The organism is Vibrio sp. 10N.222.52.B7 (assembly GCF_041474275.1).
Taxonomy (GTDB): Bacteria; Pseudomonadota; Gammaproteobacteria; order Enterobacterales; family Vibrionaceae; genus Vibrio; species Vibrio crassostreae_C.
In genome coordinates this window covers 1-25,852 of record NZ_JBFRTU010000038.1, presented here as the reverse complement: position 1 = coordinate 25,852, position 25,852 = coordinate 1, and the positions used below count along the sequence as shown (strand labels likewise).

Below are 25,852 nucleotides of genomic sequence, written 5' to 3'. Positions count from 1 at the left end.
TTTTTATATTTCATATAATTACTTTATTGGTTTTGTATATTTTTTAATTAAAGTAATTTTTATAAATGTAGGGTGAGAGTATTAAAGGATAATAACAGGGATGCTTACCCCCTAATACTCTCTAAGTAGGTTATTGTGATTAGGTTATAACTAAACGCGATCAGCGCGGTAGCAAGTCACATCTACTTCAACTTTCACGTCTACCACTAGGTCACAGACCATGCAGATACGTGCCGGTGGATTAGCACCGAAGAACTCTTTGAATACCTTATTAAAAGATTGGAAGTAACGAGAATCCGTTAGCACAACCTTTACGTGCATTACGTCTTCTAGGCCGTAGCCCGCTTCAGTCATGATATCGACACAGTTTTGGATCGCTAGGCGAGACTGGTCAACAATGCCACCCTCTACCACTTCACCATCTGTCATCGGTGTCTGGCCAGAAACGTATAGGAAACCACCCGCTTCAGTTGCGCGTGCAAATGGTAAATGTTGTCCGCCTGTACCTGTACCGCCTTCAACACCGTAACGTTTAATAGTCATTTTTTAACTCCACTTCTTTATAGATAATATTGGTTCTGTTCCAATATATTTAAATTAATTCGTCGTTTTCTTATTACTGTATATCTAATAAAATAATTAAATTCTAATTACGGTAAATAAAAACGCCTGAACGATTATTTTTTACTTTTCCTTTTTGGTAAGTTAACTCACCATTTACAAATACACTTTCGATTCCCTCAGCAACTGAAATAGGGTTTTCAAATGTTGCTGTGTCTTTAATATTCTTTGGATCAAATAAAACTAAATCGGCAAATGCGTCTTGGCGAATCTCACCTCTTCCCGCGAGGTTGTAGCGCTTCGCAGACATTCCGGTCATTTTGTGAATCGCTTCTGGCAGCGCAAACAGTTTTTCATCTCGGCAGTAGTGGCCTAAGACTTTCGGGAAAGTGCCCCACAATCTTGGATGTGGATGCGGGTCATTTGGTAAACCATCAGAACCAACCATGGTCAGCTTGTATTTCAATACGCGCTTTACGTCGTTCTCATCCATGCAGTGGTAAACCGCACCGGCTGGTTGAAGCGCTTTTGCTGCGTCCATCAGTGGTAGGTTCATCTCATCAGCAATCTGCTTAAGCGTTTTGCCTGCATGTTCAGGCTTTGCTTTAGACCAAGTGATGAAGATGTCGAAATCGTCTGTCACCTGTTTCAGATCTAATGTCGAAGAGCTCGCTGAGTATGGATAGCAGTCGCAAGACACATCTTGGTGCTCTGAAACCTTGTCCATCAAATCAAGCACTTCAACAGTTCTGCCCCAGTTGCCTGCACCTGCACATTTAAGGTGAGAGATAACAACGGGTACTTTCGCGTATTGCCCGGTCTCAAACGCTTCTTCCATCGCGCTTAAGATCTCTTCGAATTCAGTACGCATATGCGTGGTATAGATACCGCCATGACTAGACAGCACTTTCGCTAACTGCATCACTTCATTGGCGTTGGCTTGTTTCGCGCTTGCGTAAGCCAAACCTGAACTCAAACCCAGTGCACCCTGCTCCATCGCTAAATCAAGGTTGCTTTGCATTGCCGCGATTTCTTCTTCGCTTGCGGTGCGTTGCAGGTCGTCCATCACTTGGTTACGCAGTGTAGTGTGGCCAACTAATGCTGCTACGTTCACCGCTGGTTGCGCTTGCTCTACCGCTTGTGCATACGCCGCAAAAGTTGGGTATTTAAAATCAGCCTGCGCACCTAAAAGATTCATTGGGTCAGGTGGATCGCCAGCCAAAACCGTTGGCGATGCGCTGATGCCACAGTTGCCAACAATCACGGTTGTCACACCTTGGCTGATCTTAGGTAGGCAGTCTGGGTAACGAATTACGTTGGTATCGTCATGTGTATGTACATCGATAAATCCAGGAGCCAATGCTAAGCCTGCTCCCTCAACCAACTGGCCACAATCTTCGTGATCGATTTGACCAATTTCGGCGATTTTTCCATCAAGGATTGCTACATCGGCACAAAACGATTGTTCGCCGGTGCCGTCAAACACCTCTACATTTTTGATTATCGTATCGAACAACATTTTTCACTCTCTCAATCCACTGTGTTGATGGAGCTATATTAGAAATCCAGCCGATTATTTTCAGTGACAAAACACACATAATATTTTAATTTGTGTGATAGTTTCTATCACAAAACACATTATAGATATATTTAAACATTAAATAACAACCACTTAAATCATGTTAGGAATCAGCAATGAAACATAACCCTGCACAAAAAGATGTTATAAAGTATCAAAAAGATAGTTTCATCTTGACTGAAAAAGGCCAAAAAGGGAGAGCAGTATCACAATCTGAGAACGGTGTTTATCGACTGGTTGATGAAGACATTTCGCTTCCGGTAGCAATTATCAAACAATCAGCGTTGACCAATAACCTGAATTGGATGCAATCATTCGCCGATCATCATCAGGTTAAATTGTCGCCACATGGCAAAACATCGATGACGCCTGATTTCTTCCGTCAACAGCTAGAAAATGGCGCTTGGGGAATTACCGTTGCGACACCTGCACAAGCAGAAATTGCAGCAATGGCAGGCGCAAAAAGAATCATCATGGCTAACCAATTGGTAGGTAAAACCAACATGGCGATCATCGAACAGCTTATTAGTGAGTTCGACGTTGATTTCTATTGCTGTGTGGATTCATCGGTAAACGTGCAGCAACTCAACCAATACTTCGCCAACAAAAAGCAGACGCTAAAAGCTCTAATCGAGTTTGGTGTTCCGGGTGGCCGTTGTGGTTGTCGTTCACCTCAAGAAGTTTTAGAACTGGCTCAAACCATTCAAGATACGCCTGCACTTTCGCTAGCGGGTATTGAGGTGTATGAGGGCGTGATTCATGGCGACAATGCCGAGCAAGACATTCGTACCTTCTTAAACCAAGCGCTGACCTCGGTCGAAAGCCTCGCATCAGATGGCCTAATTGCAGGGCAACCTATCATCACTGGTGCAGGTTCGGCTTGGTATGACGTGGTTGCAGAATGTTTAGCGAACCTAACCGATTACTTGGCGATCATCCGCCCGGGCTGTTACGCGATTCACGACACAGGTATCTACCTAGACGCTCAAAGCAAGGTGTTGCAGCGTGCCCAAGTAAACCAAGGTTACGCGTGCGAATTGGGTGGAGATCTCGAATCGGCACTTGAGGTATGGGCGTATGTAATCTCTCGCCCAGAACCGACCAAACTAGTTGTTGGGCTAGGCAAGCGTGATGTGGCCTTTGATGCGGGGTTACCTATTGCCGAACGCGGCTATCGCAATGGCGAAGCTATCTCTGTGAAAGGGCTGACTGCGACCGCCGTGATGGATCAGCATACCTTTGTTGAAACGGACGGCTCTTCTGAAATTGAAGTGGGCGACATGATTGCATTCTCAACCTCACACCCGTGTTTAACCTTCGATAAGTGGCGCTACATTGCCATCAGCGATGACGACCATCAGGTAACAAACTGGGTGGAAACCTGCTTCTAGTTCGATTTTTCAATAAGCTAGAATCAGCGAAGCAATAAGATATACTAACGGGGCTAAGGCTTAGTTTTTAATGGATTAGTGCTCATAAAAAGCTAAAGAGCTTGCTTCTTACGAGCTAGATTCTTAATAACTAGGTAATAACGATTAGCCCCATCAACAAAGGATCAGGATTCTTGAGTTTAGAAGTAGATATCATTTCACAGATAACGGAGCGTTTTCCCGCTCTTCGTGATGCAGAGAAAAAAGTCGCTAAGCTGATCATGGACGACATTGATTTTGCTGCCAATGCCAGCATCACAGAGCTTGCTGAAAGCGCTCAAGTGAGTGAAGCCACCATTACACGTTTTGCTAAAGCGATCGGTTGCAGCAACGTACGTGATATGAAGATTAAGTTGGCTCAGACGCTAACCGTTGGCCAGCGCTTTATCCTCGAACCGGTTGACCAAACGGGTTATCAAGGTATCTACGAATCGATCAAGCAAAGCCTAGACATCAACCGCACCTTGTTCAAAGAGCAAGACGTTGAAACCGCAGTCAGCTGGCTGCATAACGCCAGACAGATCATTGCTATTGGTATGGGTGGTGGTTCAACCATTGCTTCTCAAGAGCTGCAACATCGACTGTTTCGTTTAGGCTACCCAGTGGTGTCGTACAACGATGGCTTGATGTCACGTATGGTTGCTGCCACGGCAGATGCTAATGACGTAATGGTGATGATCTCTGCGACTGGCTTTACACCAGTGATCACAGAAACGGCAGAGCTGGCTAAGCAGTACGGACTTAAGATCATTGCGATTACCCCACAAGATACACCGCTAGCAAAAATTGCCGATATCTTGTTACCCATCAAGCATATGGAAACCGACTTCATCTACAAGCCGTCGGCTTCTCGCTACGCTATGTTGGCGTTAGTGGATGTGCTTTCTATGGGAATCGCAGTCAATCACAAGAACCGCTCGCGCGACAAACTGCGTCGCTTGAAAGTTGCGCTCGATTCTTACCGAGGCGGTGGCGATAGACAGCCTCTCGGTGATTAACGAATCAAGGATAGAATGAGCTTAAATTCACGCGCGCGGCAGTCTTTCACAAGCTCGTATAAGCTCATTTCTAATCCTGTGATTTGGATACCAGCATCCATTAGTCGACGGATTGCCAGATCTTTGTTGAGTGCCGTTCGTGAGCTAACACAGTCGCCAACTACCTGAACCTTGTACCCAAGTTCCAACAACCCCATTGCGGTTTGATAAACACAAATATGAGCCTCAATACCACACACTAACCAAGTCTCTACATCCTTGGCTTGAACCGCCTCAACAAACTTGGGCTCATCACACGCGTTGAAAGTGAATTTAGGTATCGGCTTTGCATCATTCAGCAAGTCATTAAGTTCGTCGACTGTAGCACCTAGCTTCTCTGGGTTCTGCTCCAAACGAATAATTGACAGCCCCAAAACCTGCGCTCCTTGAGCTAACTTCCCGCAATTAGCAATCAGCGTATCGCTCTCATCAACAAGGCGTGCGAGCTTGCCTTGTACGTCCACAACCACCAAACCTGTGTTTTGTTTCGTTAGCATGTTTATTCCTTGTTTTAAACAGCCTGACTCACTAAGCAACCTGATGTGTATTTTTTCTACTATGTAACGATTCAGCTTACAAAGCCATACAGTAATACATACAAGACTACGGAATAATACTCACCAACGGTCGAAAGGTCGCAAAATAAAAATTATTGATACTGGCATGACATTTAAGAGTGAGTAACAAAGATGAACAAGATAACGAAATCAGCATTAGCACTGGGTTTAATCAGCGCAGTTTCTCTTCCAGCTTTAGCAGCAGGTACTGACGGCGGTGCGTACATTGGTGGCGGACTTAGTGTCTACCAAGATTCTGACACAGACGGTCACGGTAGCTTAGATTCAGATGGCATGGGCTACAACCTATACGGCGGCTACCAATTCAACCGTATCGTAGGTGTTGAACTTGGCTACACAGATTACGCAAACTACAAAAATAGCGCTGAAAAGCTGTCTCCGACGTCTGTTTCTTTGTCAGCAAATCTTGGTTACACATTCGACAACACAATCCGCCCATTCGTATTGGCTGGTTTAAGCTCTGTTGACCTAAACGCAAATAAGAGTGCTGGTTACGCTGATGACAGCGGTACGGGTTTCCACTTTGGTGTAGGTGTTGAATACACGCCAATCGAACACCTAACGCTACGCTTAATCTCGCAAGCGGATGCAGTAAGCGTAGACGACACGGTCCAATTTAAGAACTCTCAGATATCAGCTGGTGACCACACGCTTGCCTTCAAAAGCATTAGCTTCGGTGGTTCATACAACTTCTAATGTGATTGAACCACATAGAATAAGCTGAACATACTAATTCACTTTGCTGTTCCACCTTGTCATGAAGGTCACTCAGTAAAGTAAATTTTTTGTATCTACACACCTTAGCGTCATTTCACTTTAGCCAGTTTATCGCTCACCATCACTGATTGAGCTTTATGCGTTGATATTAGAGCTTTCTTGGTAGCGAGACTAAAATAAAGGGATAAGTGACACAGGAAGACAAGACCTATGAATCTACCACGCTTAAACATGTCGATAAACAAACTCCCTTTCGTTTTGGCAGTGTATTACCTGCTTGTCATTAACTTGCCTATCTCACGCGAGCTGTTCAATATTCTTAGTGCCTCACAAGCCGAAAGCATTGGGTTTATCATCTCGATCCCATTTTTCTTTCTCGCCGCATTCAACTTTATCTTTCAAGTATTCAACTGGCCGATATTCGCCAAAGCTTTTTTTATCTTGTTACTACTTACTTCCTCTTTAGTCAGCTACAGCATGTTCAACTACGGCATTTTTGTAGACTATGGAATGATAGAAAACGTCTTCGAAACCAACAGCGGAGAGGCTGCTAGCTACCTAAGCAGCTATTCTATTTTATGGTTTGTTCTGATGGGAGGAGTCCCGTCACTGCTGCTTTTATTTACGGATCTTGAAAGAGAATCTTGGAAAGATTTTGCTATTGGGAAGGCGATTGGATTGCTCTCTTCGTTGATCGTCATTGCCATCATTGCCGGGTTGTTTTACAAAGATTATGTGTCGATTGGTCGTAATAACTCTCATCTTAAAAAGATGATCATTCCGACCGAATACGTAGCTTCAACAGTCAAATACATCAATAACACCTACATCAAACAGCCCATCCCCTATCAAGAATTGGGATTAGATGCTCAACTCAAGCCACAAGCAAAAGCGGCAACCAAACCGACCTTATTGGTGTTTGTTCTTGGTGAAACAGCACGTGTATATAACTACCAATATTATGGCTATGAGAAAGAAACCAATGCTCATACCAAACCCTATAATCCGATCTTTTTCTCTGATGTTCAGTCATGCGGAACAGCCACTGCGGTTTCTGTGCCGTGTATGTTTTCTAACATGAACCGAAGCAACTACGATCGCGACAAAGCCTACAACCAAGATAACGTAGTCGACATTATGAACCGCGCGGGCATTCACTCTATCTGGCGAGAGCACGATGGTGGAGACAAGGCGGTCGCACATCGAATCAAAGAGATGACTCTCGTCGCCAAAGACAGCGACCCGCTGTGTAATAAAGATGTGTGCTATGACACAGCCATGCTAGAGAACTTCGAACAAGATACTCAAGTTCTTAAACAAGATAGCATCATTTTCTATCATATCTCCGGATCTCACGGCCCAACTTACTTTGAGCGATACCCAGAAGATCATAAGAAGTTTGTGCCAGACTGCCCACGTTCTGATATCGAAAACTGCACCAAAGAGCAAGTGGTCAACACCTACGACAACACCATCTTGTACACAGATTTCTTTCTATCACAGGCTATTCAGAAGCTAGAGAAACTCACCGATAAGTACAATGTTGCGCTGATGTACATTTCCGATCACGGAGAATCATTGGGAGAAAATGGCGTCTACTTACACGGCATGCCTTATTCATTGGCACCGAAAGAGCAAACCCATGTGCCTATGATAATGTGGATGTCTGATGGTTTCGCCGAGCAGAAAGGGATAAACCAGACCTGCTTAAGAAAGGCAGGCAAAGAACAGAGCTTCTCCCAAGATAACCTGTTCGACTCTTTACTCGGCCTAATGGATGTACAAACCAAAGAATACCGAGAAAACCAAGACATTTTTGCTGCGTGTCGGTAGTGCTTTTACTTATGTAAACCATCGGAAAACTCGAGTTGCCTGAACAAGCTCTCCTCAACTTCCCCTAAAAAGAAAAGACCTCGGTCTTTTCTTTTTTTCGTCGCTAACATAGAGCCAGAGTGCTAATTTATAACGACGAAACAATGAGCTACATTTAATAGAGACAATAATGGAAGAGTCCGTCGTACTCCAAAGACCAACATGTCTTATTAGACTTCATCTCACTCACATCGCTCATTGAACTTACCACGATTAAGCTCAGTTCAATACCGCGCCTGAATGGCGCATAATATCAATGTTTACGTCATATCATTAAGGACAAATGAATGGACGCTTTCATAATTTCAAGCTGGCAATTTTCTGAGGGGGTGGCACATGAACACACCACCAGCCCAGCCTCATTCGAGCAATCAACTTGGTATCACTGCCAAAGAGATGCTGACGGTTTGAGAGAATGGCTCCACAGTAATACGGTTCCAAATGCCATCATCGATTCATTACTCACCGATGACACCCGCCCTCGGTTCGAACAATTTGGCCACGACTGTTTTTTGATGATTCTGCGAGGCATTAATCTAAACGAAGGTGCTAACCCTGACGACATGCTTAGCCTACGCATCTTATGGTACAAAGGCACTTTAATATCGACACGTAAAGTTCCTTCAAAAGCGGTCAGTAATCTGATATCTGATCTCAAACAAAACCAAGGCCCTACATCATTACCTGATGTGTTGTTGGGCATGATCCGTGGAATCAACCACAGTATTTCAACCTTCCTAGCACCCGTCGAACTATTAATTGACGAGTTAGAATCTACATCCAATATCGACATAAGATCCATTAACGCTCTACATTCAAGGCTACTCAGACTAAGGCGTTATTTGAAGCCACAGAAATACGTTTTTGAAGATTTAATGAGTGACCTACCTGCGCCATTGAGTAAGCACAACAGTCATATAAAGAACAGCCTTGATACCATCCTGAGAATTAACGAGTCTGTTGAGTTTTACATCGAACAAATTAATGTATTTTTAGCGAGCCTAAGTCAGCAACAAGCTGAAAAAATGAATAGAAATACGTACCTATTTTCTATCATTGCAGGTATTTTCCTCCCTGCTGGGTTTTTCACCGGTTTACTGGGTGTCAATATCGCTGGGATACCCGGAACAGATAACCCGATAGCATTTCCACTATTTTGCGTTGGGCTGCTCGTGGTCATAGCGGCAGAGGTCGTTATTTTGAAAAAATTGAGGTTTATTTAATGGTTGAGTTTTTGCAATCCAATATGTGGCTTAGACAAGTAGTTTTAGGTTTACTTCTTATCACTGTGTATTGGGTGATCAAACGCTTAGGTAAGAACTGGATAGAAACATTAGCGGAAAATAAACGTGTCGAATTGAAGCGAAAGCAGTTCGTGATTAAGTGTTTCAATATTGTTCTGTTTCTACTCTTCATCGCTGTGTTTACGATTGTTCTTAACTTGGGTTTTGGTGATATTTCTCTGTTCTTGTCTTCGATATTTGCGGTGCTGGGTGTCGCTTTATTCGCGCAATGGTCGATTCTAAGTAACCTCACAGCCAGCGTACTAATATTTTTCGTCTTCCCTTATCGCATTGGCGACAGAGTAAGAGTCGCGGAGAAAGACGAAGACATCAGCGGTGTGATCATCGATATCACCATGTTCCATGTTATTCTTCGACACAGTTCGGGCAACATCATCACCTACCCTAATAACCTGATCCTACAAAAAGGCGTGATAAAGGTATTAGTTGAGCCTGAGTTAAAGAGTGAAACTGTCGATACAAAACTCATCAAAGCTGAAGACTCAGGAAAGTAATGCGCCCTATTCAACGTCCCAATCAATAAGTTCAGCAGAGGGCAAAATATCTTGCCCTCTTTCAATTAACATCAGCTCTTCTGTTAACACCCACACACCTTTCAAAACTGTCGTTTTTATTCAATACCGGCCTCAAGCCGTCGCCTACAATTGCTGTTATTGAAACGTGGCTCAGCTAATCAATTTATCTCATCGTCCGTTGACGCACCTGAGAACAAGATGACAACCACGCACTCTACCGAATCGAAACAACAGGAATTAACGCGATGTTAGACATCAAAAAAATCTCAGTACTTAGCGACTTAAGCGAACTTAAAACGGCTTACTTTGCTGAATCTACAGCTCCACTCGATGGCATGTGGCATTTTGGCTTTGTGCCAATGTTTGACCATTTTGGTTTTTACGAAAACGGTAATCTTGTCGGTTATTGCGTATTAAATGGCGAAGGCTACTTACTTCAGTTCTATCTAGCACCAACAGCCAGCACTCATATTGAAAACTTGTTCCCCTTAATCGTAGAGAACAACAGCTCTGTGATTGGTGAGGTGAAAGGCGCATTCGTGAGTACGGCTGAGCCACAATATTTGTCACTGTGTGTCGACAACACAGAGTCATTTAAAGTGAATGCGATGATGTACCGCCAAAACTCTCAAGCCAGATCTGATTGTGATTCAGACCGCATTGAAGAGATAGAGATGAGCCTCGCGACAGAAGAACAACTGGAGCAGTTCGTTGAGTTTGCTTCATCAGCGATTGGCGCGCCAAAAGAGTGGCTCACCAGTTACTACGGCAATTTGATTGCCCGCCAAGAGTTATGGGGCTACTGGGAAAATGGCAGCGTTCTCGCAGCCGGTGAGTGCCGTAAGTTCGATGAGCATCAAACACAGTTTGCCGACCTGGGTATGATTGTCGCTCAACAAGAGCGCGCAAAAGGGTTAGCAACGCGTGTTCTTAACTTTCTAAAGCAGCACGCTAACCAGCAAGATTTGGAAGTTATCTGTTCAACAAAAAATAGCAATATTGGCGCGCAAAAAGCTATCACACGCGCTGGGTTGTCATCAAAGCATCGCATCTTACAGTTTGATTTTCGCTAGTTGAAAACTCAGCTTTACCTCGCACTGAGCATGCGCACTCAGTGTGAAGTGAAGCTAAGATGCCAAGCGCAAGCACTTAGTATGGATAAAACTGTCACAGACAACGATATCCACATATAGTGGTAAAGTACTCATCAGAAATAGAAGTTCGAATGATCAATTGGTTACAGTCGCCAAAATCCCCTGAAATCGCTCAGTTCATTGATTGCTACTGGCTTATCGAGAAAACGCCCGATGCCCAAACTCATCAGTTTCCGATACTCAACCCTGACCCTTCAGCGCATTTAATCCTGTCCCCCTGCGATCAGCCGTATCACTACACAATAGAGCAGCAAGTCGAGCAAGGGGTTGGCAGCCACCTGTTGCTGCCCCATCACAAAGCCATTGAACTTGATCACTCGAAGCCGTTTATTCACTTGGGCATCAAGTTCCACGTTGGTGCTTTGTATTCGTTAGTCACCCCTGATTGCCCGCACCCAAGCCTAGATCGCGTCAATACCATCGACCTTGCAGATTTACTAAACAACTCTGATGTCGATACGATGTCACTGATTAAGCTTGCTCAAACCGACTTTGAAGCTTGTTGCCAGAAGCTGGATGATTTACTACTTCCATGGTTATCGACCGGTAAAACAGATAGACACAGTGAAATCACTCACAAAGTGTTGGGTGTACTTGATTCTACGCCGATTGCAGAGCTTAGCGACAAGCTGTTTTGCTCGCAAAGAACATTAGAGAGAAGCTTCAACAAGGTAACAGGGCTGACATTAAAACAGTGCCAATCGATGAACAAACTCGAAGCTATGTTGGAATACTTGTATAAGAGAAATTTGGATGACATCGACTGGATGGACGTCGCCTTTCAATTTGGGTTTAGTGACCAACCGCACCTAATTCGTTACCTCAAGAAAACCATTGGCCTAACACCCAATACTTATGCCAAACAAGGGGGATTAACTATAGACGTTTATGGCGGGGTCAGGTCAGAATAACGAACTGCCACTACGACACTCTCTGTCTATTGTGTCCCATTCACAGCAAGTTTTGTTGAGTTTAGAATTGCGACTCCATATACTGAAAACACCATCAGTCGGAGGGCAATAATGAATAATAAAAACAAACATATAGTTTTAATTCATGGTCTATATATGCCTGCGTTGATCATGCTATATCTGGATAGAAACTTCAAAAAACGCGGCTTTACAACGCACAAGTTTGCCTACAACTCGCTGCGTTTCCCTTCTGCAGCCAAACGCCTCAATCGCTTCGTAAATGCTCGCTTTAATGAGTACGATGAGGTCTATTTCTTTGGTCACTCACTCGGTGGCTTGCTGATTCGCCACTACTTTAAGTTCTACCAACCCGACTTTGCAGACACCTGCATTATTACCGCAGGTACGCCGCACAATGGGGCAACCATAGCCAAAACGCTTTCGAATCATGGTCTTGGATTTATATTTGGTTCGAGCAAAATGATCTTAAGTGATGGCTTGGGTGACTACGATATTGATGTGCCGATTGGCGTGATTACAGGTACCTACGACGCCGGAGTCGGACGTATTGTTCTGGGAAGAAACCCGGGCGATGGCACAGTCACACTCGAAGACGCCAACCTGAGAGGAGCAACGGATACTTACGCCCTCAAACTCAACCACACGGCGCTCGTCTACTCCAAAGAAGTCGTAACACTGTCGGCTCAGTTCATCGAACACAGAGCTTTTAAGGACGCTTCATAGCTTATTTCCATTAGCTTTTGCGCGTTGACTCCTGTATCGAGCTCTGTTCTCTTATATGTGAAAGACAAAAACAAAAATACCACTCTGCGATAAGAGTGGTATTCAAAGATTCATTACTGAAAGTGAGTGCTTGTTACAAGCGATTAACTCGTGTTGGTAGGAACACCTCACCCAACATGCATCGCACCGAACCACCACCAATGTCTTCAATCGTTTTCACGTTAAATGGTAGCAGCTTGCCATGTGTCGAAAGCTGAGCTAACTGGGCTGGAGAAAACGCATCGTAAGCCGATTGAGACATCGCGATCACCTTGTCGCCATTCACGGTTTCAAGCTGCAGGATGTTGCCACAGAAACGGTTCATCTGATCAATTGAGATAGAGATAACCTGCTTATCTTTAGCAAGCGACTTCACCACAAAGCGGCGTTCAAACTCAGGAATCACTTCATCACAGATCACGCAGAAGTTATCGCCAATCGCCATCATCACATTGGTATGGTAAATCGGTTGGCCAGACGGTAATGCCGTTTGGAACGAGATCACGCGAGAATAACCAATGCGCTTCGCATAATCTTCTAACACTTCGCGGTCACAACGCTGAGAAAGCGCAGCGTAGATGGTCTTGTTGATATGGTCGATCACCATCACGCCAGTACTCTCTAGATAAGAACCTTGCGCGATGTAAGACTCTAGAGACTCGCTATGGTTAACAATGCGACCCGACGCTTCTAACGCTTCAATAAGAGCATTTGGCTTAACTTCATTCTGACGGTTTTCACACGCCATAGGGAACGTGAATAAGCTTCCATCACTACAGGTACTGAACCAGTTGTTTGGGAAAACAGCATCCGGAGTTTCAACGCCCAATTCTGGGTAATCAAACTCTACAACTTGCACACCTTCTTTACGCAACGAAGCGACCATCGCCTTAAACTCAGCCATGGTTTCTAATTTTACCTCGGCTTCGGTCAGGTTTACTCTGTGCTGAAACTCATTATCTTGTGCCGTTTCTTCATTAAATTTAAATTCTTTTGGCGGCACCATAACAACGCAATTGGCGTTTTGAACATTCGTAATGTGAAGTGATTTTTTGTGTAGGTTTAACATCTCAACCGTCCCTATCTTTTATTTACCTCAGAATTGTAAACAACTTGTTACGACAAGATTCACTGAAAAGAATAATGATTTGAATATTTATCCCAAACAATTCCTGCAAAAGTCAGTTTATTCGGTAATTTTTACTGCAAGATAACAGCACATCAGAAAGAACCAACTGTATGCATATTCGTTAAGTCACTTTATGGATAAATATTCTGATTCCATTTTCTCGCCCATCACGAGTTTTGATTACAATTCAATCCATTTAACGTTAGGATTATCACCGTTGCATAACAATCAATTACGTTTGAAATAAGCTTAACTTTTCCTGTCTAATTCAATCTAAAATAAGCGTCATGAAAGACACTCTTTGGACCTTTCCTGTATCGCTTAGACAAAGTTTTAGTGTTTTAAAGCCAAGTGCCTAAATAGGCGCTAGAACAAAATCCATCGAATGACTTAATGCTGATAAGAACCCATGGGCGCTTATATAATTTCAAACTAAGGCAGTTAAATTTCGAATCAAGACCATAAAAACAAAGCTGCACCAACGATGCAGTCGCTTATAGATGCACTAGTTTATAAAGGGAAATCTATGTACAAGAAATTTGAAGGCTTTACTGAAGCCTTTCCAAAGGGAGAGCCGATACAACCTCCTACTGGCATACTGGCATTCTGCCGCCATTACACTCGAGGTTTCGAAAAACCATTGATTTTGCTCGGGTTGATGAGCATGACCATCGCGATCATCGAAGTCGCGCTGTTCGGTTACATGGGGCAATTGGTCGACTGGCTATCAACAAGCAACCCAGACACTTTCTTAGCAGACAACGAATCGACATTGATGGGGCTCGGTATTCTGCTGTTGGTTGTGATGCCAATCTTGATCAGTGTTTACTCGCTATTGCTTCACCAAACTTTGCTAGGCAACTACCCAATGTCGATTCGTTGGTTAGCACACCGCTACCTTTTGAAGCAAAGCCTGTCCTTCTATCAAGATGACTTCGCCGGACGTGTCGCGACCAAAGTGATGCAAACCTCGCTTGCAGTGCGCGAAACTGTGACCAAGATGGTCGATGTGTTTGTCTACGTGACGGTTTACTTCACGGCGATGCTGTTCATGCTTGCTGAATCAGATTGGCGCTTGATGGCTCCGATGCTGATTTGGCTATTCGTTTACATCGGTATTCAACTGCACTTCGTGCCAAAGCTAAAAGACGTGTCTTCAGAGCAAGCGGATGCGCGATCGTTAATGACAGGTCGTATTGTCGATAGTTACACCAACATCGCGACGGTGAAATTGTTCTCACACAGTAAAAGAGAAACCGAATACGCCGAAGAAGGCATGGAAGGCTTCCTAGATACTGTGCACCGCCAAATGCGCTTGGTAACCGGCTTCAACATCTGCGTGGAATTCGCTAACTATCTATTGGTGTTCAGCATTGCGGGTATCTCTATCTACCTATGGCTAGATAGCGCAATCACCGTGGGTGCAATCGCGATTGCGGTCAGCTTGGCTCTGCGTATTAACGGCATGTCGAAATGGATCATGTGGGAAATTGGTGGTCTGTTTGAGAACCTTGGTACCGTGATTGACGGCATTAAAACTCTGTCTAAGCCTATTGCTATTGAAGACAAGAAAGACGCGAAGCCTCTGGAGGTTCCACAAGGCGGTATCAACTTCGACAATGTAAGCTTTAACTACGGTGAGAATAAGGGGGTGATCAACAACCTAAACCTCAACATCAAACCGGGTGAAAAAGTGGGCTTGGTTGGCCGTTCAGGTGCAGGTAAATCGACCCTAGTTAACTTACTTTTGCGTTTCCACGATGTAGAAAGTGGCCACATCCTGATTGATGACCAAGAGATCTCGAGCGTTACTCAAGATTCTCTGCGTAGCAACATTGGTATGGTGACCCAAGATACTTCACTGCTGCACCGTTCGATCAAAGACAACATTCTTTACGGTCGACCAGAGGCATCAGACGAAGAGGTATACGCGGCGACTAAACAGGCACACGCGCATGAGTTTATCGAAACGCTAACCGACCCGTTTGGCAACGTTGGTTACGATGCTCAAGTGGGTGAACGTGGCGTTAAGCTTTCTGGTGGTCAGCGTCAACGTGTGGCTATCTCACGTGTTCTTCTAAAGAATGCTCCATTACTTGTTCTCGATGAAGCAACTTCTGCACTCGATTCTGAGGTAGAGGCAGCGATTCAAGAGAGCTTGATTGAGCTAATGGAAGGCAAAACGGTTATTGCGATTGCACACCGCCTGTCGACCATCGCAGCGATGGATCGCCTGATCGTGCTCGACCAAGGCAATATCGTAGAAGAAGGCACGCACCAAGAGCTGATTACACAAAATGGCATCTATGCTCAATTGTGGAATCACCAGACCGGAGGCTTTATTGCCGATGATCTTGAGCAAGCTACGAACGCTTAATTTTTGTGCTATTTTAAAAGTGCGATGTGATTCACACCAATTTGTTTATTAGCGGTAAATTACACATGGCAGAATGTTATGTCGTAATTATATAATGACATTAACACCAAAGACGCCTCGCTTGCGCGTTCTGGAATAAGGCTAGACTTCGGGGGGAGGCTAGCCTTTTTTATGCCTGCTATTTGGCGCTCTTTGCTACCTGTCCAATAAACTTCATCGATCCTTTTGTTTTTTTCTTGGCGTTTTTTTCTTAAAATGCGCGCAATATTCTTTCTAGAGATCAACCATGAACAAAAGTGTCTTAACTAACGTTATTGCGTTAGCACTGCTTGCTGGCGGCTATGCGACAGCAAACCAATACTTGCTTTACGCAGGCCTATTCGCCTTTTCTGGTGCCATCACCAACTGGCTTGCGATTCACATGTTGTTCGAGAAAGTACCCGGCCTATACGGTTCAGGCGTTATTCCAGCACGCTTTGAAGAGTTCAAGGCAGCCATCAAGCAACTGATGATGGAGCAATTCTTTACAGAAAGTAACATCGACCGCTTCCTAAGCAGCGAGATGACAGGAAAGTCGCTCAATCTAGAGCCTGTGATTCAGAAGATCGACTTTAACCCTGCATTCGACTCACTAGTGCATGTTATCGAGAACTCTCAGTTTGGCGGTATGTTGGCAATGTTTGGTGGCACAGAAGCACTAGAGCCAATGAAAGCGCCGTTTGTTGAGAAGATGCAAGAATCTGTGATTGAAATCAGCAAGAGTGATTCTGTAAAAAATGCCATCAAAGACGAGCTAGAATCGCCTGCGATGATGGATGAAATCAAAGAAAACATTGAGGCGATCATCGATCAGCGCTTGAATGAACTAACACCTAAGCTGGTTAAAGAAATGGTTCAGACCATGATCAAGAAACACCTTGGCTGGCTTGTGGTTTGGGGCGGTGTATTCGGTGGTGTGATTGGCTTAATCTCTGCGGCCATTACGCTTTAAGGCGAACAAGTTTATCGGATTGCTCTTTATCTGACGCTCAACAAAAAATGGAAGCTTATTGCTTCCATTTTTTATATCTAAATCACGTTGGTAAGCGAAATTAGGCCACTATTTTAGAGTTGCCAACAACTCAGGGTTCACGCCGAAGCCCTTTTTATGCTCTTCAATCACCACTTCACTACGTGTCTGAATCACACCAGGCAAGGTGCCCAACTTCGTTGCCATAAACGCTTGGTACGCCTTCATGTCTTTCACTCGAACCTTGATCATGGTGTCAAAGTCACCCGACAGTGAGTAGCACTCTTCCACCTCAGGCATCATTTCCACGGCTTGGGCAAATTTGTCGAAGATCGAAAAGCTAGTCTGATCGAGACGGATATGGATAAAGACTTGAACATCGAGTCCCAGCTTTTCTGAACAAAGCTCAGCATGATAGCCCGTGATGTAGCCCTCTTTCTCCAATCGCTTGAGTCTATCAGAGCAAGGTGACGTCGTAAGGTTGACCTGTTTTGCCAGTTCAACAACAGGTAAACGCCCTTTCATATGCAGAATTCTTAGTATCTCTTTATCGATACGATCGAGCTGATGCTGAGACATAACATTCCTTAAACATTCTAAATTCCGCTCAGTATATTCCATACCAAGTGCAATCGAAGAAAACCTCGCTCACACATTTAAAAACTAAATGCACGGATGATATTCACGCCAGATATAAACACATACAAATAGATAAGAACCCTTATAAATCAAACTCTGGTTATTAACAAATTATTATAGAAATGACCCGATTAACAAATAAGTTGAGCCGGAAACGAAAGAAAGGATATAGGCCAAAGTGAATAATATAATTATCAAAGAGAAAGGATGACTCTATTATGAAAACGCAAGAACTCGCATATAAACCTTACGGTATTGGTTCATGGACACACGTAACGGTATCAAAAGATGTTGCTCAGGCACTAGCAAATGAATACTCAAACTATGGTTGGGATGTGAAGATTGATGGCGACGCCATTGTTGCCGAGCTAGCACTCAAAGCCGCATAGAAACGCAAAAACCTCCTAAAACGGAGGTTTTTTGATCTAAGTTAGTGAGCGCTTACTGTAAGTTAAGCTAAACCAATTTGGGGTACAGTACTTCCTGTTTCGCAACGACAATTGCACGTGCGGCAGAAGTGCTGAGTTTCCATATCGTAGTACAGGTTTCCACTAAATAGTTTTGACGTCCATTGCATCATACGGCCAGAAGCTGTCTCGGGCTCTGATTCACAACGTTTCATTATAGACTTATGTAGTGTTGTTTTTTTACATCCTTTGCAATAGAGATCAGGCATACCTTTGTCCTATAGGTCTTTAGTGGTTACTGACAATTGACACATCATGTCCAATTCGGTTCCACAATTCACCGAGCTAATGACAAAAGTGAGCGCCAAGTTCAAAAAATAGCCATTTTTCTGTTTTATTTTTTGACATCACACGCCACCAACAAGACAGACCTTTCATTTCTCGCTCAAGATCCTTCGCTTTCGATTTACATTGTAAACCCCCATTTCAATATCAGAAAACCTCGAATAAACTTAATTTGAAATAAGACAAAGGTCGTACTCACATAAAAAAATAGAGCCACCGAAGTGACTCTATTGTTCATGTCTTTTGCTAATTCATTGGTATTTTTACAATGTAAATTAGTCTAGCTCAACGAGGTTCTTCTCGAACTCAGCGTGTTGCTTCTTAACTTCGTCTTCAGGCTCGCCCGTAATTAGACTCACGATAACGATAGAAAGAGTCGATAGGATGATTCCCGGTACGATTTCGTACACATCGAACCAACCGCCCGTGAACTGCTTCCAAAGAACAATCGTAACACCACCAACCACGATACCCGCTAGAGCGCCGTTACGGTTCATACGAGACCAGTACAGGCTCAATACGATAGCTGGGCCGAATGCAGCACCAAAACCAGCCCATGCGTAAGACACAAGGCCAAGTACTGAACTGTCTGGCGTCATCGCTAGTACAAGTGCAATCAAAGAGATTAGGATAACCGCGAAACGACCTACACGAACAATCTCTTCTGACGTAGCGTCTTTCTTCAGAACTTGCTTATACAGATCTTCTGCCATTGCAGATGAAGAAACAAGAAGTTGTGAATCCGCAGTACTCATGATTGCCGCTAGGATTGCCGCCAGTAGAATACCTGCAATTACTGGGTGGAACATCGCGTTCACAAGAAGCATGAAGATCTTCTCGCCATCGTCTAGCTTAGGTGCACCAGAGTTAGTTACGTAGATAAGACCAACCAGACCAACCAGCATTGCACCAATCATAGACAGTGCAGTCCATACCACAGCGATACGACGCGCGGTTGTTAGGTCTTTATTGCTACGCGTTGCTTTGAAACGAGCAAGGATGTGTGGCTGACCGAAGTAACCTAGACCCCATGCTGCTAGCGAGATGATCGCGATTGCAGAAAGAGGCTCACCTTTCGCATCATTCCATAGCGTGAGTAGCTCTGGGTTGATGTTATGAAGGTCAGTAGATAGCTGACCAAGGCCGCCGTTCATTGCTGCGATTGGTACAATCAATAGCGCAGCAGACATTAGCAGGCCTTGAACTAAGTCAGTCCAAGATACCGCTAGGAAACCACCAAACAGGGTGTACGAAACAACACATACGGTACCGATGATTACCGCCGTTGTGTAATCTAGGCCGAATACCGTTTCAAACAATTTACCACCTGCTACCAAGCCTGAGCTTGTGTAGAAAAGGAAGAATAAAAGGATAAAGAAAGCAGAAATTGTTTGGATCAGCTTAGAGTTATCGTTGAAGCGACGAGATAGGAACTCAGGCAGCGTCAGTGATTCAGTTGTAATACTGTAAGTACGTAGGCGTTTAGCACTGATTAACCAGTTTGCCCAAGTACCAACCAGTAGACCACCAGCAAGCCAGAATGCTTCAAAGCCAGCAGCGTAAGCGTAACCTGGTAGGCCAAGTAGCAACCAACCACTCATGTCTGATGCACCAGCAGAAAGTGCAGCGGGCCATGGACCTAACGAACGACCACCTAGGAAGTAGTCAGTTGAGTTAGATGTACGTTTGTAAGCAATAACACCGATTGCCAGCATCATAATTAGATACGCAATGAACGTCGTCGTTATTGCAAAACTGTTTTCTATCATTTGATAGTCCTCATTTTGTAGAAAGCCTTCCATGCCTAATTCAATGCAAAGCACTCACCGTAAAGGCAAGCGAGTACATTGAGTTAGGTATTGAGGCTCCAAGGCACTATGAGTTAAATCCAAAGATGGTGAAACCAACAATGGAGAAAACAAAAGTGCTTAGAGCCAATGTTACTGAAGGTTAGTGAGCTTCGCTTCCAAGTTCGAGCAAGGTCGCGTTACCGCCCACGGCTGTTATATTTATAGTTCGCGTACGCTCGGTAATGAAACGCAGCGATAAGTGTGGATCGTGAGCAACATGCATTGCTGTCAGATCCGTTTCAGCTACTAAACTGACGATGGCACCGTCACGCTTAGCAAGTTGTAAATTGATAGCTTGAGCCGTTTGTGAGTTACCTACGTAACCTGCGCTACGTACATCGCAAGACAGCAGCTGTTGAGCAGCGTCGTACGAAGCAACCTGCACCAAGTTCGTCGGTAAATTCGCTTGTTTCGCTGCATCAGCGATCAAGGTATTGAACTGCACGTCATCACTGCACAGTTGCACGCTGTTACCCGCTAATAGTGCTGCGGTAATCATCGCGGTTGCTGTTTGCAGTGCTGGCACTTTCTCTTCGCAATCATCAACAATCACCAAAGCCACGCCACGACCTGCAGCATACAGCTCATTGGTTTCGCCCGTAGGCCCCGCCATGAGGTGATGCTCAGAAAGCAGCGCAGAGGCTTGCTCTAGATGATAAGTCGCCACAGCTGCCAAAGGCGCAGATTGGCTTTCGATCTCTGATTTGAATGAAAGTACCTGAGCACTCTTATGATCAAAATCGGTAAGATTCCATTGTTCCCACGCTAACAAAGCATCAGAAAAACCTGTCACTTGATGAACCATGATACTGCTCCTTATGCCTTGTCTTGTGATTGAGAAAACTGAACATCAGTAAAGCGATATAGGTAGTGAGGACCACCCGCTTTAGGGCCTGTACCCGACAAGCCTTGACCACCAAATGGTTGAACACCAACAACAGCGCCCACTTGGTCACGGTTGATGTAGCAGTTACCCACACGAATGTGTTTCTCGATCCAACGGTAAGTTGTTTCGTTACGGCTGTGGATACCCATAGTTAGACCAAAACCGGTTTGGTTAATTTGGTCTACTACTTGTGTCAACTCACTCGCTTTGAAGCGAACGATATGCAGTACAGGACCAAACTGCTCTTCTTTCAAACAGCTGATGTCATCGATTTCAAATGCACTTGGTGGAACAAAGTCACCATGTTCACAATCCGTACCTAGAGAAAGTTGAGCCACCTTCTTCTGGGTATTGGTCATGTTTTCTAAGTGTGCCATTAGCTTCTGTTTCGCGTTTTGGTCGATAACAGGGCCGACATCGGTTTTATGAAGATGTGGAATGCCAACACTCAGCTCATCCATTGCACCGTGAATCAATGCAATCACGCGGTCTGCGATGTCTTCTTGGATATAAAGCACACGCAGTGCAGAACAACGTTGACCTGCAGAAGCGAATGCCGAACGAATAACATCACGGACTACCTGTTCAGGCAGTGCGGTACTGTCGACGATCATCGCATTCTGACCACCGGTTTCCGCGATAAACGGAACAGGCTTAGCGTTACGACTCGCCAATGACACGTTGATACGTTGTGCTGTTGGTGTTGACCCCGTAAAGGCAACGCCCGCAATCGCATCATGACTGGTTAGCGCACTGCCGATCTCAGCGCCACGACCCGGTAGTAACTGAATCGTGCCAGCAGGGAAACCCGCTTCATTCATCAATTCCACTGCGCGAGCTGCAATTAAGCTTGTTTGTTCTGCAGGCTTAGCCACAACCGTGTTACCCGCAACTAAAGCTGCTGTAATTTGGCCAAGGAAAATCGCCAATGGGAAGTTCCAAGGGCTGATACAAACGAATACACCACGACCTTGTCGCGAAGCGATTCGAGTTAGACCATCAAAGCCTTTTAGCTCAAAACCTTGTAGGTTGTTCGCTTGTTTTGCGTAGTAACGACAGAAGTCGACCGCTTCACGCACTTCATCAATGCTGTCGTGAATTGTCTTACCCGCTTCTTGATGACAAATTGCCACCAGCTCAGCCAGGTTTTCTTCCATCAGATCCGCCAGCTTCTCAAGCGCAGCGGCTTTGGTTTCAACCGATGTCGCATTCCAATCAGCAAATGCGGCGTCTGCACCAGTGATCGCTGCGGAAACATGATCAAGGTTTGCAAAAGCCACCTGACCCACGCTAATACGACGATCGTAAGGTGCTGTTACTTGTTCAACATTCTGATCAGCCTTGATCATGCTTTCGGCAAGAGATTCGCCGTTGATCACAGGTCCAGCAGTCCATTGATTGTTCAAAAAGCCTTTTACTTGCTCTTCAAACTGATGCGCTTCGCTCTCGATATCAATGTTCACACCGTATGAGTTCTTACGCTCAGGGAATACCGCTGGCGGCAGAGGAATCTTAGTGTTGTTCAACGTATCGAATGCCAAAAGCATGTCGACTGGATGCTGTGTTAGCTCTGCTACAGGGCAACGAGCATCAACCAAACGGTGTACAAACGAGCTGTTTGCACCATTCTCTAACAGACGACGTACTAGGTATGGCAGTAGATCTTTATGGCTACCAACTGGCGCGTAAATACGTACCGACTGTTGGTAAGCTTCCATTGCATGGTTGTAAAGTGAATCACCCATGCCGTGTAAGCGTTGGAATTCAAAGTCTTTATGGTCTGTCATCACTGCAATAGCGGAAACCGTATGAGCATTGTGGCTAGCAAACTGCGGGAAGATATTGCCACGAACACTTGGGCTCAATAGATAACGCGCACACGCTAGGTAGGCTACATCAGTCGCTTCTTTGCGAGTGTAAACAGGGTAGTTATCGAAACCAGCTTGTTGTGACCATTTGATCTCACTATCCCAGTAAGCACCTTTAACTAGGCGAAGTGGGATTAAGTCACCCTGCTCTTTTGCTAGGCGGTTTAGCCAAACTAGAACCGGTAACGCACGCTTTGAATACGCTTGAATAACCAGACCAAACTTGCCCCAGCCTTTCACTAGCTCGCTGCGATACAGTTTTTCGAATAACTTAAGCGAAAGCTCTAGGCGATCCGCTTCTTCTGCATCAATCGTGATCGCAACATCAAGCTCAATCGCACGGCGCAGTAACTGCTCTAGCGTGTCGCATAGCTCAGTCAGTACGCGGTCTTCGTTCGCCACTTCGTAACGAGGATGAAGTGCAGAAAGCTTGATAGACACAGATGGCGCTGGGCTAGATTTTGAAGAGACATAAGTGTCTCGACCTACGGCTTCAATCGCCATTAGGTAATCTTTAAAGTACTTATTTGCGTCAGCTGTGGTCAGTGCTGCTTCACCTAGCATGTCGTATGAGTAGGTAAAGCCTTTGTCGCGCATCGACTTACCGTTCTTTTGCGCTTCAGCAATGCTGCGGCCAAGAACAAATTGGTGACCCATCACTTTCATCGCTTGGTGCATCGCTTTACGAATTACCGGCTCAGAAAGCTTGTTCACTAAACGGTTAACCGCTTGTCCAGCACTCTGCTCGTTCGATGAAAGTCCAACCACCTTGCCTGTTAGCATTAAGCCCCAAGTTGAAGCGTTAACAAAAACCGAATCAGAATTCTTTAGGTGAGACTTCCAATCCGCAACGCTTAGCTTGTCGCGAATCAGTGCATCAGCCGTTGCTGAATCAGGAATACGCATCAAGGCTTCCGCCAGACACATCAGCAAGATGCCCTCTTGAGTATCTAAGCTGTATTCAAGCAACAGTGCATCGATCATCTGGATAGAAGTCTTATCCGCACGGATAGCTTCGATCAAAGAAGTCGTTTTGTCTGTGATTTGCTGCTTTTCAGACTCAGAAGGGGTAGCTAGTGGCAGAAGTTTCTCTAGCCATTGGGTTTCATCCACCATATATAATGGTGAGATAAGCGTCCAAAGATCAGCAAGCGACTGCTCATTGAATTCTGGCTTTAACACATCAGTAGCTGTAAACATGCGTTTTCCTTAATCTCACACCCGAAAAGAGTTCGGGATCTCTACAATGGCTGCAGTGTATTTAGAGTATATAAGGATTACTTGTCAAAAACTCCGAGTTTTTTGCTAAAAACTCGCTTTATTAACAAAACAAACACAAGGTCACATATGAAACTTTAAAATAATATGCCCTTTTGTTTCACTATTTAACAGAAATTTTCTTTTTGTATTGGGATGGTGACATGCCTTGAAGGCGTGAAAAGGTGTGAGCAAAGGAAGATTGACCGGAGAAACCAGCCAGTTCAGCGACCTGACCAAGGCTAAGGTTACCCTGTTCAATTAAACGGCGAGAACGATCGATACGCTTACCAAGAACATACTGGTGAGGGGTAATGCCCATTTGCTCTTTGAACAGCATATGGAACTGGCTTTCGCCCAAGAACACGCTGCCCGCAAGCTGAGCGACAGAGATCTTATTCGCGAGGTGTTGCTCGATGTAGCGATCCAGTGCTTCAAGATCAAAACGCGAGTCTTTAATTGAGGTTTCAAATGCCGATATGTGCCTTTGCATCAGAGCGATCACCGTGTCATTGCAGGCACGGCTTAACAATAGATCATCCGGGCTCGCCTGCATTTCTTGCACCAACATATGGATAAGCTTTTGAATTTGCGCGTCTAATTGGAAGTAGACGTTCGATGATTCTAACTGGTTAATCTTCTCTAACATTAGAGGGTCATCATCGGTTGGCACAGGCATATTGAGCACTAGGATATCCGACTGACCAACCACCCCACCGAAAGCATGATCAGAGCTCGCTGTTACCACACAACCTTGACCCGGCCCGATAAGATTACCTTTACCGCAAACTTCAAATTCCGCCTGACCATTTAAACCAATCACGACTTGCGAATAGTGGTGATCGTGACAATCCATATGCGAAGGCAAAGTAATGATCTCCGCAGGGCGAGGGCCAGTAAGGCCTAGCGGGGACAAGTCTAGGTTTGGAAAGGGTAAAGGTTTTGGCATGACAGCAAAGTACTCAGATCGACATAGTGAGAATAATACTCTGAAATCTGCACAAGATGAATTTGTAAATGATCATGAGAGTCATTTCCTCACCATAAACAGAAGATCATTACCGCGATCATCTTGATCATGCCTCCGGAAAGATGATCAAGAGCGTACAAACTACGGGCATTGTAAAACCAATCGTTCCGGCGAATTTAGGGGCTTCACAAGCAATCACACGAACACGAACACGAAAAACATTTTACAGGCTTCTACGACATGGTGGGTAATGTATGGGAATGGACAACCGTTCAGAAAGGCCTAGCGAAAGGTGGCGCGTGGAGCTTCTCTCCTGAACAAGCAAAAGTGTTTAACGAACTGTACGTACCGCCTTCAACGGCAGCGAACTATCTAGGATTCCGAGTAGTACGAGAGCTGTAGGCTCCCAGTCATAGGCTCAGAACCCCAAATATTTACTCTAGGTTCTCAATTATCACATTGAGCAACATTTATAGGGGAATTCCCCCCTTATGCATAAGCACTCCTAGGAGTAGATTCGTCGATAGAGTAGTAAGTCACTCTGGGTATCAAATTGATGCCTCAGTTTAATTTACCTGACCCTCGTAAATTAGACTGAAAATCTTCTACATGTCGACAAGGCATATCTTGTCTTTAGCCAGCCCCTCTTCAGGCTGGCTTTTTTTTGGTTCATC

21 protein-coding genes and 1 pseudogene are annotated in these 25,852 nt (G+C 44.7%); 13 read left to right on the top strand and 9 right to left on the bottom strand.

From position 1 onward, the window contains the following. Positions 1–150: 150 nt before the first annotated feature. Both AB4512_RS12055 and AB4512_RS12050 read right to left on the bottom strand, forming a co-directional pair. Complete coding sequence (locus AB4512_RS12055; protein WP_017065166.1) at positions 151–543, bottom strand: RidA family protein; 393 nt, start codon at positions 541–543, stop codon at positions 151–153. 103 nt (positions 544–646) lie between these two features. Next, entirely contained in the window at positions 647–2,080 is a 1,434-nt protein-coding gene (locus tag AB4512_RS12050; RefSeq protein ID WP_017065165.1) for an amidohydrolase family protein, read from the bottom strand. Between the two features lie 176 nt (positions 2,081–2,256). On the opposite strand from AB4512_RS12050, the gene AB4512_RS12045 reads away from it, so the two are divergent. Next, positions 2,257–3,531, top strand: a complete 1,275-nt coding sequence (locus tag AB4512_RS12045) for an amino acid deaminase (RefSeq protein ID WP_017065164.1) — start codon at positions 2,257–2,259, stop codon at positions 3,529–3,531. Positions 3,532–3,704: 173 nt separating this feature from the next. Next, positions 3,705–4,568: a MurR/RpiR family transcriptional regulator gene (locus tag AB4512_RS12040; RefSeq protein WP_017062019.1), complete on the top strand. Its 864-nt coding sequence runs from the start codon at positions 3,705–3,707 to the stop codon at positions 4,566–4,568. On the opposite strand, the gene AB4512_RS12035 is transcribed toward AB4512_RS12040, so the two are convergent. After that, positions 4,565–5,104: a hydrolase gene (locus AB4512_RS12035; RefSeq protein ID WP_017065162.1), complete on the bottom strand. Its 540-nt coding sequence runs from the start codon at positions 5,102–5,104 to the stop codon at positions 4,565–4,567. The two genes, AB4512_RS12040 and AB4512_RS12035, sit on opposite strands and share 4 nt — an antisense overlap. 192 nt (positions 5,105–5,296) lie before the next feature. Between AB4512_RS12035 and AB4512_RS12030 the strand changes: the two genes are divergently transcribed. From AB4512_RS12030 to AB4512_RS12000, 7 genes are all read left to right on the top strand, one after another. Beyond that, the gene (locus tag AB4512_RS12030; protein WP_065584469.1) at positions 5,297–5,881 is read left to right on the top strand and encodes a porin family protein; all 585 of its coding nucleotides are present in this window, start codon (positions 5,297–5,299) and stop codon (positions 5,879–5,881) included. Between the two features lie 231 nt (positions 5,882–6,112). Continuing rightward, positions 6,113–7,735: a phosphoethanolamine transferase gene (locus AB4512_RS12025; RefSeq protein WP_372129510.1), complete on the top strand. Its 1,623-nt coding sequence runs from the start codon at positions 6,113–6,115 to the stop codon at positions 7,733–7,735. A gap of 326 nt (positions 7,736–8,061) precedes the next feature. Continuing rightward, positions 8,062–8,997 carry a CorA family divalent cation transporter gene (locus AB4512_RS12020; protein ID WP_017062015.1) on the top strand — a complete coding sequence of 312 codons (936 nt, stop codon included), beginning with the start codon at positions 8,062–8,064 and terminating at the stop codon, positions 8,995–8,997. Beyond that, positions 8,997–9,572: a mechanosensitive ion channel family protein gene (locus tag AB4512_RS12015; RefSeq protein WP_372174950.1), complete on the top strand. Its 576-nt coding sequence runs from the start codon at positions 8,997–8,999 to the stop codon at positions 9,570–9,572. The genes AB4512_RS12020 and AB4512_RS12015 overlap by 1 nt, the downstream gene beginning before the upstream one ends. 266 nt (positions 9,573–9,838) lie before the next feature. Next, a complete protein-coding gene (locus AB4512_RS12010; protein WP_372174949.1) occupies positions 9,839–10,666 on the top strand; it encodes a GNAT family N-acetyltransferase in 828 nt (275 codons plus the stop codon). Between the two features lie 152 nt (positions 10,667–10,818). After that, a complete protein-coding gene (locus AB4512_RS12005; RefSeq protein ID WP_017062012.1) occupies positions 10,819–11,658 on the top strand; it encodes an AraC family transcriptional regulator in 840 nt (279 codons plus the stop codon). Between the two features lie 111 nt (positions 11,659–11,769). Then, positions 11,770–12,402, top strand: a complete 633-nt coding sequence (locus AB4512_RS12000; RefSeq protein ID WP_137001602.1) for a triacylglycerol lipase — start codon at positions 11,770–11,772, stop codon at positions 12,400–12,402. Between the two features lie 133 nt (positions 12,403–12,535). Here the strand turns inward: AB4512_RS12000 and AB4512_RS11995 are convergent, their stop codons facing one another. Further along, positions 12,536–13,510, bottom strand: a complete 975-nt coding sequence (locus AB4512_RS11995) for an arginine deiminase-related protein (RefSeq protein WP_372174948.1) — start codon at positions 13,508–13,510, stop codon at positions 12,536–12,538. A gap of 586 nt (positions 13,511–14,096) precedes the next feature. Between AB4512_RS11995 and AB4512_RS11990 the strand changes: the two genes are divergently transcribed. Together AB4512_RS11990 and AB4512_RS11985 are read left to right on the top strand one after the other, a co-directional pair. After that, the gene (locus tag AB4512_RS11990; protein ID WP_372174947.1) at positions 14,097–15,947 is read left to right on the top strand and encodes an ABC transporter ATP-binding protein; all 1,851 of its coding nucleotides are present in this window, start codon (positions 14,097–14,099) and stop codon (positions 15,945–15,947) included. 286 nt (positions 15,948–16,233) lie between these two features. Then, positions 16,234–16,938, top strand: coding sequence for a hypothetical protein (locus AB4512_RS11985; protein ID WP_017065155.1), 705 nt, complete (start codon positions 16,234–16,236; stop codon positions 16,936–16,938). A 108-nt stretch (positions 16,939–17,046) separates the two neighbouring features. Here AB4512_RS11985 and AB4512_RS11980 read toward each other — a convergent pair whose 3' ends face one another. Beyond that, positions 17,047–17,535: an Lrp/AsnC family transcriptional regulator gene (locus tag AB4512_RS11980; protein ID WP_004732526.1), complete on the bottom strand. Its 489-nt coding sequence runs from the start codon at positions 17,533–17,535 to the stop codon at positions 17,047–17,049. Positions 17,536–17,813: 278 nt separating this feature from the next. Here AB4512_RS11980 and AB4512_RS11975 point away from each other — a divergent pair, with 278 nt between their 5' ends. Next, positions 17,814–17,984: a hypothetical protein gene (locus tag AB4512_RS11975; protein WP_017061196.1), complete on the top strand. Its 171-nt coding sequence runs from the start codon at positions 17,814–17,816 to the stop codon at positions 17,982–17,984. Positions 17,985–18,622: 638 nt separating this feature from the next. Here the strand turns inward: AB4512_RS11975 and putP are convergent. The 4 genes from putP to AB4512_RS11955 all read right to left on the bottom strand — a co-directional run bounded on the left by putP (position 18,623) and on the right by AB4512_RS11955 (position 25,157). Next, positions 18,623–20,149 (bottom strand): sodium/proline symporter PutP, encoded by a 1,527-nt coding sequence (gene putP, locus AB4512_RS11970; RefSeq protein WP_170930181.1) that lies wholly within the window; start codon positions 20,147–20,149, stop codon positions 18,623–18,625. Between the two features lie 148 nt (positions 20,150–20,297). Next, complete coding sequence (locus AB4512_RS11965) at positions 20,298–21,002, bottom strand: 1-pyrroline-5-carboxylate dehydrogenase (RefSeq protein WP_372110391.1); 705 nt, start codon at positions 21,000–21,002, stop codon at positions 20,298–20,300. An 11-nt stretch (positions 21,003–21,013) separates the two neighbouring features. Beyond that, a complete protein-coding gene (gene putA / locus AB4512_RS11960; protein ID WP_372174946.1) occupies positions 21,014–24,151 on the bottom strand; it encodes a bifunctional proline dehydrogenase/L-glutamate gamma-semialdehyde dehydrogenase PutA in 3,138 nt (1,045 codons plus the stop codon). A 181-nt stretch (positions 24,152–24,332) separates the two neighbouring features. Beyond that, positions 24,333–25,157, bottom strand: a complete 825-nt coding sequence (locus AB4512_RS11955; RefSeq protein WP_372174945.1) for an AraC family transcriptional regulator — start codon at positions 25,155–25,157, stop codon at positions 24,333–24,335. A 246-nt stretch (positions 25,158–25,403) separates the two neighbouring features. Here AB4512_RS11955 and AB4512_RS11950 point away from each other — a divergent pair. Continuing rightward, a pseudogene (locus AB4512_RS11950) lies at positions 25,404–25,580 on the top strand (SUMF1/EgtB/PvdO family nonheme iron enzyme); the annotation flags it as partial. Positions 25,581–25,852 lie beyond the last annotated feature (272 nt).

Excerpts from the sequence above, each read along its gene's own strand:
- AB4512_RS11975 (WP_017061196.1), top strand. The coding sequence starts at position 17,814 with ATGAAAACGCAAGAACTCGCATATAAACCTTACGGTATTGGTTCATGG.
- AB4512_RS11990 (WP_372174947.1), top strand. The coding sequence starts at position 14,097 with ATGTACAAGAAATTTGAAGGCTTTACTGAAGCCTTTCCAAAGGGAGAG.
- AB4512_RS12055 (WP_017065166.1), bottom strand. The coding sequence starts at position 543 with ATGACTATTAAACGTTACGGTGTTGAAGGCGGTACAGGTACAGGCGGA.
- AB4512_RS11985 (WP_017065155.1), top strand. The coding sequence starts at position 16,234 with ATGAACAAAAGTGTCTTAACTAACGTTATTGCGTTAGCACTGCTTGCT.
- AB4512_RS12020 (WP_017062015.1), top strand. The coding sequence starts at position 8,062 with ATGGACGCTTTCATAATTTCAAGCTGGCAATTTTCTGAGGGGGTGGCA.
- AB4512_RS12030 (WP_065584469.1), top strand. The coding sequence starts at position 5,297 with ATGAACAAGATAACGAAATCAGCATTAGCACTGGGTTTAATCAGCGCA.
- AB4512_RS12050 (WP_017065165.1), bottom strand. The coding sequence starts at position 2,080 with ATGTTGTTCGATACGATAATCAAAAATGTAGAGGTGTTTGACGGCACC.
- AB4512_RS11965 (WP_372110391.1), bottom strand. The coding sequence starts at position 21,002 with ATGGTTCATCAAGTGACAGGTTTTTCTGATGCTTTGTTAGCGTGGGAA.
- putA (WP_372174946.1), bottom strand. The coding sequence starts at position 24,151 with ATGTTTACAGCTACTGATGTGTTAAAGCCAGAATTCAATGAGCAGTCG.
- AB4512_RS11995 (WP_372174948.1), bottom strand. The coding sequence starts at position 13,510 with ATGTTAAACCTACACAAAAAATCACTTCACATTACGAATGTTCAAAAC.
- AB4512_RS12005 (WP_017062012.1), top strand. The coding sequence starts at position 10,819 with ATGATCAATTGGTTACAGTCGCCAAAATCCCCTGAAATCGCTCAGTTC.
- AB4512_RS12000 (WP_137001602.1), top strand. The coding sequence starts at position 11,770 with ATGAATAATAAAAACAAACATATAGTTTTAATTCATGGTCTATATATG.
- AB4512_RS12015 (WP_372174950.1), top strand. The coding sequence starts at position 8,997 with ATGGTTGAGTTTTTGCAATCCAATATGTGGCTTAGACAAGTAGTTTTA.
- AB4512_RS12035 (WP_017065162.1), bottom strand. The coding sequence starts at position 5,104 with ATGCTAACGAAACAAAACACAGGTTTGGTGGTTGTGGACGTACAAGGC.
- AB4512_RS11955 (WP_372174945.1), bottom strand. The coding sequence starts at position 25,157 with ATGCCAAAACCTTTACCCTTTCCAAACCTAGACTTGTCCCCGCTAGGC.
- AB4512_RS12010 (WP_372174949.1), top strand. The coding sequence starts at position 9,839 with ATGTTAGACATCAAAAAAATCTCAGTACTTAGCGACTTAAGCGAACTT.
- putP (WP_170930181.1), bottom strand. The coding sequence starts at position 20,149 with ATGGAAGGCTTTCTACAAAATGAGGACTATCAAATGATAGAAAACAGT.
- AB4512_RS12045 (WP_017065164.1), top strand. The coding sequence starts at position 2,257 with ATGAAACATAACCCTGCACAAAAAGATGTTATAAAGTATCAAAAAGAT.
- AB4512_RS11980 (WP_004732526.1), bottom strand. The coding sequence starts at position 17,535 with ATGTCTCAGCATCAGCTCGATCGTATCGATAAAGAGATACTAAGAATT.
- AB4512_RS12025 (WP_372129510.1), top strand. The coding sequence starts at position 6,113 with ATGAATCTACCACGCTTAAACATGTCGATAAACAAACTCCCTTTCGTT.